The following is a 12,084-nucleotide window of genomic DNA, read 5'->3' on the forward strand; positions in this document are numbered from 1 at the left end:
CCTAGGTACCTAGGGGCGCGGAGCTTTTAGGGGCGCGGGGAACTGCGCAATCGTTGGCCCCAGCCCCCACCGGGCCGCAGCCGAGAGCGTGGGCTGAGGTTCATACCCCTTGGCCGCGCGCAGCGCAGTCCGCGCAGGTGCCGAAGATTTCCACCGTGTGGGCGACATTCACATAGCCGTGTTCCGAGGCGATCGCCTCAGCCCACTTCTCCACCGCAGGCCCCTCGACCTCCACAGCCTTCCCGCACACCCGGCACACCAGGTGATGGTGATGATCCCCGCTCGCACAGCGGCGGTACACCGACTCCCCGTCGGACGTACGCAGCACATCGACCTCACCCGCGTCCGCGAGCGACTGCAGCGTGCGGTACACGGTGGTCAGCCCGACAGAGTCGCCCTTGTGCTTGAGCATGTCGTGCAGATCCTGCGCACTACGGAACTCGTCCACCTCGTCGAGCGCCGCCGCCACGGCGGCACGCTGCCGGGTGGAACGGCCCCGAACGGGCGGTCCAGCGGTCGTCACCGTTGCCTCCAAACGTCTGCGGCTTGCCGGGCCATTGTGCCAGCCCGAGCTGGGCGCGGTCAGACGCCGACCTTCCCGGTCGGTGTACGGGAGCCGGGAATGGCACACTCCGCCGGGTCCCCGCTCTCCCGTGCCGCGGCCTGCGCGGCGGCCCGCGCCCGCCGCCTGGCCAGCGGCGTCGCCGCCACCGTGAGCAGCATGAACGCCCCGATGGTCAGCAGCACGATCGTCGCGCCGGGCGGTACGTCCTGGTAGTACGACGTCACCGTGCCGCCGATCGTCACGCTGACGCCGATCGCCACCGAGATCGCGAACGTGGCGGCGAAACTCCGGCTGAGCTGCTGCGCGGCGGCCACCGGGACCACCATCAGCGCGGACACCAGGAGCAGGCCGACGACCCGCATGGCGACGGTGACGGTCACGGCGGCGGTGATCGCGGTGAGGAGGTTCAGGGCGCGCACGGGCAGCCCCGTCACCCGCGCGAACTCCTCGTCCTGGCTGACGGCGAAGAGCTGCCTGCGCAGCCCGATCGTCACCAGGACGACGAAGGCGGCCAGCAGGCAGATCGCCGTCACGTCCGACTCGGACACCGTGGAGAGCGAGCCGAAGAGGTACGAGGTCAGGTTGGCGTTGGAGCCGCCGGGAGCGAGGTTGATGAACATCACACCGCCCGCCATGCCCCCGTAGAAGAGCATCGCCAGCGCGATGTCGCCGCGCGTCTTGCCGTACCAGCGGATCAGTTCCATCAGGACCGCGCCGACCACGGAGACGGCCGTCGCCATCCATACCGGGGACCAGGAGAGGAGGAAGCCGAGGCCGACGCCCGTCATGGCGACATGGCCGATGCCGTCGCCCAGCAGGGCCTGGCGGCGCTGGACGAGGTAGATGCCGACGGCGGGCGCGGTGATGCCGACGAGGACGGCCGCGAGCAGGGCCCGCTGCATGAAGGCGTAATCGAGGATTTCGAGGTTCATGGCGGTCAGCTCAGCAGTCCTGTGCGCAGGGGTTCGGCGTCGTGGGCCGCGTGGGGGTGTACGTGGTCGTGGCCGGGCAGCGCGTGCTGGCCGAGCGCCCGCGGGGGCGGGCCGTCGTGCAGCACGCAGCCGTCGCGCAGCACGACCGCGCGGTCGATCAGCGGCTCCAGCGGGCCCAGCTCGTGCAGCACGAGGAGGACGGACGTGCCGACCGCGACCTGCTCCCGCAGGGTCGCCGCGAGGACCTCCTGGCTCGCCAGGTCCACGCCCGCCATCGGCTCGTCCATGATCAGCAGTTCCGGTACGGAGGCCAGCGCGCGGGCGATGAGGACGCGCTGGTGCTGGCCGCCGGAGAGGGCGTCCACGGAGTCCTTGGCGCGGTCGGCGAGGCCCACCAGCTCCAGGGCGTGCCGGACGGCCTCGCGGTCCGCCTTGCGCAGGACGCCGAAGCGGGCGCGGGACAGCCGCCCGGAGGACACCACCTCGGTCACCGTGGCGGGCACACCGCCGGCGGCCGTCGTGCGCTGCGGTACGTATCCCACGCGCGCCCAGTCGCGGAAGCGGCGCCGGGGCGTGCCGAAGAGGTCGATCTCGCCGCCGCTGACCGGCACCTGGCCGATGATCGTGCGGATGGCGGTCGACTTGCCGGAGCCGTTGGCGCCGAGCAGCGCGACGACCTCACCGCGGTTCACGGTGAGGTCGATGCCGCGCAGGACGGGGCGTGAGCCGAGTTCGGCCGTCACACCGCGCAGGGAGATCACAGGCGGGTGCGGTGTGTCGATCGAGGTGTCGGTCGGTGTGTCGGACCCGTTCGTCATGCCGACGTCCTCCGGAGGCTGCTCGTACTGCTCATGTCGCTGTCATTTCACGGTCACTTCGCTCCCAGGGCCGTCCGCAGCGCCTTGAGGTTGGCGTCCATGACCTGGATGTAGTCGTCGCCCCTGGACTTCTCGGTGATGCCCTCGATCGGGTCGAGCACATCCGTCCTGAGGTCCGCGTCCGCGGCGATGGTCTTGGCGGTCTTGTCGCTGACGAGCGTCTCGTAGAACACGGTGGAGACGCCGTCGGCCTTCGCCATCTTCTCAAGGTCCTTGACGCGGTTGGCGCTGGGCTCGCTCTCCGGGTCCAGGCCGTTGATGGCCTCCTCGGTGAGGCCGTAGCGCTCGGCGAGATAGCCGAAGGCCGCGTGGGTGGTGATGAAGACCTTGGTCTCCGTGTTCCTGAGGCCGTCCTCGAAGCGGGTGTCGAGCCCGTCCAGCTTCTTCACCAGGGCCGCGGTGTTCTTCTTGTACGTGGCCGCGTTGTCCGGGTCGGCCTTCTCGAAGGCCTTGCCCACACCCTCGGCGACCTCGGCGTACTTCACGGGGTCGAGCCAGATGTGCGGGTCGAGGCCGGAGCCTTCCTCGTCGTGGCCGTGCTCGTCCTCGTCCTCGTCGTGCTCGGCCGCGTGGCCGCCGACCTCGTTGCCGTGCTTCTCCAGGCTGGTGAGGGTGGCCGCGTCGACCTTCGCCTTCACCTCGGACTGGCCTATCGCCTCGTCGACGGAGGGCTGCAGGCCCTTCAGGTAGAGAGCCACGTCGGACTCCTGGAGCTGCGCGGTCTGCTTGGCGCTGATCTCCAGGTCGTGCGGCTCCTGACCGGGCTCGGTCAGGGTGTTCACGCTGACGTGGCTCCCGCCTATCTCCTCGGCGAGGAACTGCAGCGGGTAGAACGACGCCACGACGTCGAGCTTGCCGCCCTCGCCGTCCGCCGCGCTGGAGTCGGACGAGCAGGCGGAGAGGGAGCCGAGGGCGAGGGCGGTGGCCGTCGCGATCACACCGGCGGATATGTGGCGTCGTCGTACGTTCATGACAGTCATTTTCAGCTGGTGTGGAAACGATTGTCAATAAGCGGCCCTGTGATCTGGACTTCATCCCGGTATGCGAGGGGTGTGCCGGTGGGCGGAGGGCCGGCGTCCGGCCCGTACCCCAACCGATTTGATCCGAGGGGCGGGGCCGCCGGTAATCTGAGGCATTCGCTCTGAAGCAACAGCTCTGTAGCAGTAGCCGTGAAGCAATAGCTGTGAAGCAACCCGCTTCAACGCCCGTCGTCGTAATGAAGAGAGCACCGTGGCCGCCGACAAGATCGACACCATCGTCAGCCTGAGCAAGCGCCGTGGCTTCGTCTATCCGTGCAGTGAGATCTACGGCGGCCAGCGGGCCGCCTGGGACTACGGGCCGCTGGGTGTCGAGCTCAAGGAGAACATCAAGCGTCAGTGGTGGCGCTACATGGTGACGTCGCGCGAGGACGTCGTCGGTATCGACTCGTCCGTGATCCTGGCGACCGAGGTCTGGGTGGCCTCCGGTCACGTCGCCACGTTCTCCGACCCGCTCACCGAGTGCACCTCGTGTCACAAGCGGTACCGCGCCGACCACCTTGAGGAGGCGTACGAGGCCAAGCACAACCGCCTCCCCGAGAACGGGCTCGCCGACCTCAACTGCCCCAACTGCGGCAACAAGGGCACGTTCACCGAGCCCAAGCAGTTCTCCGGCCTGCTCTCCACGCACCTCGGCCCCACGCAGGACAGCGGCTCCATCGCCTACCTGCGCCCCGAGACCGCGCAGGGCATCTTCACCAACTTCGCCCAGGTCCAGCAGACCTCGCGCCGCAAGCCGCCGTTCGGCATCGCGCAGATGGGCAAGTCCTTCCGCAACGAGATCACGCCCGGCAACTTCATCTTCCGGACCCGCGAGTTCGAGCAGATGGAGATGGAGTTCTTCGTCAAGCCGGGCGAGGACGAGAAGTGGCAGGAGTTCTGGATGCAGGAGCGCTGGAACTGGTACACCGGCCTGGGCCTGCGCGAGGAGAACATGCGCTGGTACGACCACCCGGCCGAGAAGCTCTCGCACTACTCCAAGCGCACCGCCGACATCGAGTACCGCTTCCAGTTCGGCGGCAACGAGTGGGGTGAGCTGGAGGGCGTCGCCAACCGCACGGACTACGACCTCTCCGCGCACTCCAAGGCCTCCGGCCAGGACCTGTCCTACTTCGACCAGGAGGCCGGCGAGCGCTGGACCCCGTACGTCATCGAGCCCGCGGCCGGTGTCGGCCGCGCGATGCTGGCGTTCCTCCTCGACGCGTACGTCGAGGACGAGGCGCCCAACGCCAAGGGCAAGATGGAGAAGCGGACCGTCCTGCGGCTCGACCCGCGGCTCGCGCCGGTGAAGGTGGCCGTGCTGCCGCTGTCGCGCAACCCCGAGCTGTCCCCGAAGGCGAAGGGTCTCGCGACCGCGCTGCGGCAGAACTGGAACATCGACTTCGATGACGCCGGTGCGATCGGGCGTCGTTACCGTCGCCAGGACGAGATCGGTACGCCGTTCTGTGTGACCGTGGACTTCGACACGCTCGACGACAACGCGGTGACTGTGCGTGAGCGGGACACGATGAAGCAGGAGCGGGTTTCTCTCGATCAGATCGAGGGGTACTTGGCTGCGCGGCTTGTCGGCTGCTAGTCGCTCCGCGGGGGTGGGCCGTTTTCGGTCCGTTGTCGGCTGACGGTGCGTCGTGGCTGGTCGCGCCGTTCCCCGCGCCCCTAAAAGCAAAAGACTGCGCCGTTCCCCGCGCCCCTAGGTAGTAGGTCTCGGCTCCCTCTTATGTGTGAGAGGGGGCCGAGGCTTTTTTTGTGTGCTCTCTCTGTGACAGCTGACAGATGTTGAAATCTGTCAGCTGTCATGTCAAGGTTGAGGGGTTGCTTCGTTCGTCGATGTGTCGGGAGATTCTGATGCTCAGTCGCACCCTTGGAACCGCCGGTCCGCAGGTCTCCGCTCTCGGGCTCGGGTGCATGGGGATGTCCGCGCTGTACGGGGACGCCGACCGGGGGGAGGCCGTCGCCACCATCCATGCCGCGCTCGAAGCGGGAGTCACGCTGCTCGACACCGGTGACTTCTACGGCATGGGCCACAACGAGATGCTGATCGGCGAGGCGCTGCGCAGTGCCCCGCCCGCGCGCCGCGAACAGGCCCTCGTCAGCGTGAAGTTCGGCGCCCTGCGCGACCCGGAGGGCCGCTGGTCCGGCTACGACGGGCGGCCCGCCGCGGTCCACAACTTCGTGGCGTACTCGCTGCAGCGGCTCGGCGTCGACCACATCGACGTCTACCGCATCGCGCGCGTCGACCCGGACGTCCCCATCGAGGAGACCGTCGGCGCGATCGCCGAACTCGTCGAGAAGGGGTACGTACGCCACATCGGCCTCAGCGAGGCCGGGGCCGACACCGTGCGCCGGGCCGCCGCCACCGCCCCGATCTCGGACCTGCAGATCGAGTACTCCCTGATCTCCCGCGGCATCGAGGCCGAGATCCTGCCGACCACCCGTGAACTGGGCATCGGCGTCACCGCGTACGGCGTGCTGTCCCGCGGCCTGATCTCCGGGCACTTCACCCCCGACCGGCAGCTCGCCGCCAACGACTTCCGTGCCCACAGCCCCCGCTTCCAGGGCGACAATCTCCGCCACAACCTGGACCTCGTCGAGGCGCTGCGGAAGATCGCCGAGCAGAAGGGCGCGTCCGTCGCGCAGATCGCCATCGCCTGGGCGCTGTCACGCGGCGAGGACATCGTGCCGCTGGTGGGCGCCCGGACCCGCGAGCGGCTCACGGAGGCGCTCGGCGCGCTCGACGTCACCCTCGACGCCGCCGACCTCACCGCGATCGAGGAGGCCGTCCCGGCCGGCTCGGCGGCGGGCGAGCGCTACCCGGCCGCGCAGATGGCACACCTCGACAGCGAACGCTGACGGCACCGCCGGTACGGTCATCACCATGGCGACCACCGAGATCCTGACCGCCGAGCGCATCCTTGAGGTGACCGAGGAGGTGCTGCGCCGCCACGGCCCCGCGAAGGCCACCGTGGTGGACGTGGCCCGTGCGCTCGGCGTCAGCCACGGCAGCGTCTACCGGCACTTCCGTACGAAGGCGGCGCTGCGGGAGGCGGTCACGAAACGCTGGCTGGACCGTACGTCGGCCGTCCTCGACGACATCGTGGCGCAGGACCGCGACCCGGAGGCCCGGCTGCGCGACTGGCTCGCGGCCCTGTTCACCGCCAAGCGCCGCAAGGCGGGCGACGACCCCGAGCTGTTCGCCACCTACATGGTGCTGACCGGGGAGAGCGGCGAGGCGGTCGGTGAGCACATCGACGCTCTCACCGGCCAGCTCACGACGATCATCCGGTCCGGCGTCGACTCCGGCACCTTCGCCGCCGCCGACCCGGCCGTCACCGCCCGCGCCCTCTTCCAGGCCACGGACCGCTACCACGACCCGTGCCACGCCCGCGAGTGGGAACAGCCCGGCATCGACGGCGAGTTCGAGGCCGTCGTGGACCTGGTGGTACGAGGCCTGAGAGCCTGACCCCGCGCTCTCCCTCAGGCTCCGGCCGGGTCCACCGTCGCCTGGTGTGCCTCCGCGAGATGTTCCTCGGCCTTCAGCCAGGGCAGGAACTGGGCGGGCTTGCGCCAGCCGCACGTGTCGCATCTGATCGTCCGCTGCACGCCCGTGCGCTGCACCCGTACGACGTGCTCGCGGCCGTGTTGGTCCCAGCGGCTCACCTTGCTGGTGTTGATCTGCAGCATGACGCCTCCTGGTGGTCGCGCTCGGCTCGCGCGACAAGCCCTAGGAGTCTGCAACAAGAACAACATCAACGGGGGTGCGTGCACGGTGAGTTCTGTGCGCATTCTGCGCATTGTGGGTCTCAGTGGCGGCTAGCGTGTCGGCGTGACCGGGAAGTGTCGGATCTGCGGGCTGTCCATCGAGGACGGCAAAGGGCCCGGACGGGCCGCCTCGTACTGCTCGCAGGCATGCCGCCAGCGCGCCTACCGGGAGCGGAAGCGGCCGGCCGACGTACCCGCGGGGGAACTCGTCTCCGACCTGGGCGACCGGCTGCGACGGCTGCGGCTGGAACCCGCCTACGCCTTCCACGCCGATGTCGAGGCCCTGGCCCCCCGCTTCGGCCGCCTGCGCAGCCTGGCCCGCGAAGCCCGCGCAACCGAGGAGGCCCGCGAGGTCCCCGAGAAGCGGGCGGAGTCCGTCGGTGACGAGGGTGCGGAATTCGTCACGCCCGCCGGTGTGACGAAACCCCGTGACGGCGGCTTCGACGCGCTCGTCGAAGCGCATCGGAAGGAGCTGCGGGCCCACTGCTACCGGCTCCTCGGCTCGTACGACGAGGCCGAGGACCTCACCCAGGAGGCGTTCCTGCGCGCCTGGCGGGCCCGGGACACCCTGGAGGACGTCGACAACCCGCGGGCCTGGCTCTACAAGGTCGCCACCCGGGTGTGCCTCGACTTCCTGCGCAGACACGACCGGCGGCCCGCTCCCTACGCGCCGGTGCCGGGCATGGACTCCGGCGACGGGCCACCGCCGCCGAGCCTGCCGTGGCTCCAGCCCTTCCCGGACGACCAGCTGCCCGAGACGCCCGTACCCCGGCACGAACCGGACGAGGAGGCGGTCGCGGGCGAGACCCTCGAACTCGTCTTCCTCACCGCCATCCAGCAACTGCCCCCGCGCCAGCGGGCCGCGGTGATCCTGCGCGATGTCGCCGGCTGGTCGGCCAAGGAGACCGCCGACCTGCTGGACACCGGCCTGGCCGCCGCCAACAGCGCGGTCCAGCGCGGCAGGACGGCCCTGCGGGAGGCGCTGCCGGGCCCGCGCGAGGACTGGTCGGCCCGGCCGCCGAGCGCCGACGACCTGGCGCTGCTGCAGCGCTACATGGAGGTCGTCGCCCGCGCCGACATCGACGCCATGGTCGAGCTGGTACGGGAGGACGCCGTCCTCACCATGCCGCCGAACCCGTTCTGGTTCACCTCACGCGACGCGCTCTTCGCCTTCGTCCGGCCGAACCTCGATCCGGCCTCGCCGATGTTCGTCGGACACTGGCGGCATCTGCCGGTGCGGGCCAACGGCCAGCCGGCGGTCGCCGGGTATCTGCAACGGCCCGGCACCAGCGTCTTCCGGGCCCAGCTCATCGACGTACTGCGGGTCGAGGCGGGGCGGATCGCGCAGATCACCACCTTCGAACCCCATCTGTTCGAGGCGTTCGGGCTGCCCATGACCCTGTGAGGGCCGCACGGACGCACGGCCGGTCGCGGGAGCGATGAGTTTCCGCGCCGGGCGCGTCTCATGGGGTGACGGGCGCACCGCGCGCCCCCTTCGAGGAGATGAAGAGCCATGCTGCAGAACAAGGTCGCGGTCGTCTACGGCGGAGCCGGTTCCCTCGGCGCGGGCGTCGCGAAGGCCTATACGGAGGCAGGGGCGAAGGTCTTCCTCGTCGGCCGGACGGAGAAGACACTGCGTGCGGTCGCCGACGCGACCGGCGCCGCGTACGACGTGCTCGACGCCGGTGACGAGGACGCCGTCGAGGCGCACGCCGACTCGGTGGTCGAGCGGGCCGGCCGGTTCGACGTCTCGTTCAACCTGGTGCCGCGCGGTGACTTCCAGGGCGTACCCCTGACCGAGATGCCGGTGGCCGACTACACCCGGCCGGTCGTGCGGGGCATCACCTGCCAGTTCATCACCGCCCGGGCCGCCGCCCGCCGGATGGCCGCCCAGGGGTCCGGTGTGATCCTCGGCCTCAACAGCGGCTCCCACAACGGCAGTCCGATGCTCGGCGGTACGGGGGCCGCCGACGGCGCGCTCGACGCGCTGATCCGTCAGCTCGCCCAGGAGGCCGGTCCGGCGGGGGTACGGGCCCTCGGGATCTGGACCGCGGGCGTGGTCGACACCCTCACCCCCGAGAAGCTCAGCGCGGCCGGTGCGCCCGCGCCGGACGAGGCCGCCGTGGCGGGCATCCGCACGCATCTCGACAGCCTGCGGATGACGAAGCGCTCGCCCCGGATCGCGGACATCGCGGCCCTGGCGACCTTCCTCGCCTCCGACGCGGCGGCCGGGCTCACCGGCACGTGGGTCAACGCGACCGCCGGGATGTTCCCCAGCTGACCGGCCGGCTCTCCGGCGCTCGTGGCGGTTCAGGCGATCTCGCGGGGCAGGCGCAGGCTCAGGGCCGTTGTGAGGATCACGGCGGCCAGTTGGACCAGGAGGGTCGTGGTCAGGGCGTCGGCCATGCCCCGGCCCGGAATCAGGGTGAGGAACAGGGTGCCGAGCGTGGCCACGCCCAGGGCGAGCGCCGACTGCTGAGCGGTGATCATCACTCCGCTGCCCACCCCGGCGCGGGCCGCCGGGACCTCGGAGAGGATGACACGGAAGAGGACGGGCAGCTGGAGGGCCTGTCCCGCGCCCGCGATGATCAGGCCCGGCCAGAGCTGCGGGCCGCCGAGGTCGGGCCAGGAGCCCCACACCGTCAGCGCGAGGACGCCCACGCCGACCGCCTGGACCAGACCGCCCGCCGTCACCACGCGCGTACCCCACCGGGCCACCAGCCGGGGGCCGAGCAGCGAGGCCACGAAGAACGACAGGGCCATCGGTACGAGGGCCAGGCCCGCGCGGACCGGGCTCAGGTCCACGCCCTCCTGGAGGGCGACCGCGATGACGAACATGAAACCGCTGAAGCCGATGGAGAAGGGGACGACCATGATCAGGCCGCGGCGCAGGGAGACGGTGGCGAAGAGGCTCGGCGGGACCAGCGGGGTGCGGCCCCGGCCTTCCGACCGGCGTTCGACCAGGTAGAAGGCGGTCGCGGCGACGGGGAACAGGGCCAGCGACAGCCAGGTCCACAGCGGCCAGCCCGCCGCCCGGCCCTCGGTCAGCGGGGCCAGCAGGGACACCAGGGCCACGCCCAGCAGGACCGTGCCGGGCACGTCCACCGGCTGCGGGTGCTGCGAGCGGGTCTCCGGGACGGCCCTGGCGGCCAGGAACAGGCCCACCAGCACGACCGGTACGTTCACCAGGAAGACCGCGCGCCAGCCGGTGCCCGCGATGTCCGCCGCGACGAGGACGCCGCCGAGTATCTGCCCGGCCACCATGGAGAGTCCGGCCGTGGCGCCGTACAGGCTCATCGCCTTGGCGCGGCGCGGGCCCTGCGTCGCCGACTGGATGGTGGCGAGGACCTGCGGGAGCATCGCCGCGGACGCGGCGCCCTGGGCGACGCGCGCCGCGACGAGCGTCCACGCCGACGGCGCGAGGCCGCACGCCAGCGAGGTCAGCCCGAAGGCCGCCATCCCGCCGAGGAAGAGCCGGCGCCGGCCGAACATGTCGCCGAGCCGCCCGCCGAGGACGAGAAGCACGGCGTACGCGACCCCGTAGCCGGCGACGACGAGTTCCAGGACGGCGTCGCTCGCGGCCAGGTCGTGGCCGATCGTCGGCAGGGCCACGTTCACGATGAAGAAGTCGATGAGGGGCAGGGCCGCGCCGAGGAGCACGGTGAACAGTCCCAGGGCGCCCAGCACGGGTGGGCCGGCCGCCACGGAGCGGGTGGTGCGGGGAGCGAGGATTTCGGTCACGGGATCGATCCTGCGCCTGCTCACAAGCTGGTACCAGAGTCTTCTTATCCTGGTAGAAGGAGTACCCGGCAACAGGGTCCGCGACAGGGGCCGCGGGGCGGCAGGCTGGAGACATGACGACCATGGCCGAGAAGACGACGGCGGGCACGGGACCGGTCACCGGGGTGCGGGGAGGAGCCACCTGGGTGGGCGAGCCGGAGATCCGGCGGCACGAGCTGGCCGCCTTTCTCCGGCATCGCCGTGAGCACATCACGCCCGAGCAGGTGGGGCTGCCCCGGGGCAGCCGGCGGCGCACCCCCGGGCTGCGGCGGGAGGAGGTCGCGCAGCTCTCCGCGGTCGGCGTCACGTGGTACACCTGGCTCGAACAGGCCCGCGACATCCAGGTCTCCGTACAGGTCCTCGACGCGCTCGCCCGCACGCTGATGCTCGACTCGAACGAGCGCGCACACCTCTTCCAGCTCGCCGGAGCCGTCGATCCCACGCCGGCCTCGCGCTGCACGACGATCACTCCGGCGCTGCTGCAGACGCTGGCGCAGCTGGAGCCGCTGCCCGCCTGCATCCAGAACAGCCGGTACGACGTCCTCGCGTACAACCGCACGTACGGGCTGCTGCTGTGCGACCTCGACGAGGTGCCGCCGGAGGACCGGAACTGCATGCTCCTGATCACCACCAACGAGCAGTGGCGCTCCTCGATCGTGCTGCTCGACGAGACCGTGCGGTTGATGGCGGCGAAGTTCCGGGGCGCCATGGCCGGGCATCTCGCCGATCCCGCGTGGAAGATGCTGCTCAAGCGGCTGTGCGCGGAGTCGGAGGAGTTCCGGGAGGTGTGGGAGCGGCACGAGGTGGTGGGGTCGCGCAGCAAGACGAAGCTGTTCGACAACCGGCATGTGGGGCGGCTGACGCTCGTCCATACGGATCTTTGGCTGGGGCCGGGGGAGGGGGCGCGGATGGTGACGTATGCGCCGGCGGACGCGGTGTCGCGTGCGCGGCTGGAACGGTTGCAGGAACTGGCAGTTCAGCGGGGCTGAGGGCTGGGGTGGCTGGGGTCGCGTTTCGGGCGCGGCCCGGCGGGGGTTACTCGCGCAGTTCCCCGCGCCCCTGGGGGGTGGGGTGGTTGGGGTTGGGTTTCGGGTGCGGGCCGGTGGGGGCCGTTCGCGCAGTTCCCCGCGCCC

At 70.7% G+C, this 12,084-nt stretch carries 12 protein-coding genes; 6 read left to right on the top strand and 6 right to left on the bottom strand.

What is annotated here, in order from left to right; all coding sequences use genetic code 11:
* Positions 1–100 precede the first annotated feature (100 nt).
* Genes ACFWGJ_RS34495 through ACFWGJ_RS34510 form a run of 4 tightly spaced genes read right to left on the bottom strand, consistent with a single transcriptional unit; the run spans position 101 to position 3,346 of the window.
* Positions 101–523: a Fur family transcriptional regulator gene (locus ACFWGJ_RS34495; RefSeq protein ID WP_107016355.1), complete on the bottom strand. Its 423-nt coding sequence runs from the start codon at positions 521–523 to the stop codon at positions 101–103.
* Positions 524–582: 59 nt separating this feature from the next.
* Positions 583–1,497, bottom strand: coding sequence for a metal ABC transporter permease (locus ACFWGJ_RS34500; RefSeq protein WP_387332476.1), 915 nt, complete (start codon positions 1,495–1,497; stop codon positions 583–585).
* Between the two features lie 5 nt (positions 1,498–1,502).
* Positions 1,503–2,315, bottom strand: coding sequence for a metal ABC transporter ATP-binding protein (locus ACFWGJ_RS34505; RefSeq protein ID WP_387332478.1), 813 nt, complete (start codon positions 2,313–2,315; stop codon positions 1,503–1,505).
* A 53-nt stretch (positions 2,316–2,368) separates the two neighbouring features.
* Entirely contained in the window at positions 2,369–3,346 is a 978-nt protein-coding gene (locus tag ACFWGJ_RS34510) for a metal ABC transporter substrate-binding protein (RefSeq protein WP_387332480.1), read from the bottom strand.
* A gap of 259 nt (positions 3,347–3,605) precedes the next feature.
* On the opposite strand from ACFWGJ_RS34510, the gene ACFWGJ_RS34515 reads away from it, so the two are divergent.
* From ACFWGJ_RS34515 to ACFWGJ_RS34525, 3 genes are all read left to right on the top strand, one after another.
* Positions 3,606–4,988 carry a glycine--tRNA ligase gene (locus tag ACFWGJ_RS34515; RefSeq protein WP_387332482.1) on the top strand — a complete coding sequence of 461 codons (1,383 nt, stop codon included), beginning with the start codon at positions 3,606–3,608 and terminating at the stop codon, positions 4,986–4,988.
* 269 nt (positions 4,989–5,257) lie between these two features.
* Positions 5,258–6,262: an aldo/keto reductase gene (locus ACFWGJ_RS34520; protein ID WP_387332484.1), complete on the top strand. Its 1,005-nt coding sequence runs from the start codon at positions 5,258–5,260 to the stop codon at positions 6,260–6,262.
* Between the two features lie 25 nt (positions 6,263–6,287).
* Positions 6,288–6,872, top strand: a complete 585-nt coding sequence (locus ACFWGJ_RS34525) for a TetR family transcriptional regulator (RefSeq protein ID WP_387332486.1) — start codon at positions 6,288–6,290, stop codon at positions 6,870–6,872.
* Between the two features lie 14 nt (positions 6,873–6,886).
* Here the strand turns inward: ACFWGJ_RS34525 and ACFWGJ_RS34530 are convergent, their stop codons facing one another.
* Positions 6,887–7,093: a hypothetical protein gene (locus ACFWGJ_RS34530; protein ID WP_387332488.1), complete on the bottom strand. Its 207-nt coding sequence runs from the start codon at positions 7,091–7,093 to the stop codon at positions 6,887–6,889.
* Positions 7,094–7,235: 142 nt separating this feature from the next.
* Here ACFWGJ_RS34530 and ACFWGJ_RS34535 point away from each other — a divergent pair, with 142 nt between their 5' ends.
* A complete protein-coding gene (locus ACFWGJ_RS34535; RefSeq protein ID WP_387332490.1) occupies positions 7,236–8,576 on the top strand; it encodes an RNA polymerase subunit sigma-70 in 1,341 nt (446 codons plus the stop codon).
* 108 nt (positions 8,577–8,684) lie between these two features.
* Entirely contained in the window at positions 8,685–9,452 is a 768-nt protein-coding gene (locus ACFWGJ_RS34540; RefSeq protein ID WP_381832860.1) for an SDR family NAD(P)-dependent oxidoreductase, read from the top strand.
* 29 nt (positions 9,453–9,481) lie between these two features.
* On the opposite strand, the gene ACFWGJ_RS34545 is transcribed toward ACFWGJ_RS34540, so the two are convergent.
* Entirely contained in the window at positions 9,482–10,912 is a 1,431-nt protein-coding gene (locus ACFWGJ_RS34545; RefSeq protein ID WP_387332493.1) for an MFS transporter, read from the bottom strand.
* 113 nt (positions 10,913–11,025) lie between these two features.
* On the opposite strand from ACFWGJ_RS34545, the gene ACFWGJ_RS34550 reads away from it, so the two are divergent.
* The gene (locus ACFWGJ_RS34550) at positions 11,026–11,940 is read left to right on the top strand and encodes a helix-turn-helix transcriptional regulator (RefSeq protein ID WP_387332495.1); all 915 of its coding nucleotides are present in this window, start codon (positions 11,026–11,028) and stop codon (positions 11,938–11,940) included.
* Positions 11,941–12,084: the final 144 nt, after the last annotated feature.

It is taken from the genome of Streptomyces sp. NPDC060205 (assembly GCF_042728395.1).
GTDB lineage: Bacteria > Actinomycetota > Actinomycetes > Streptomycetales > Streptomycetaceae > Streptomyces.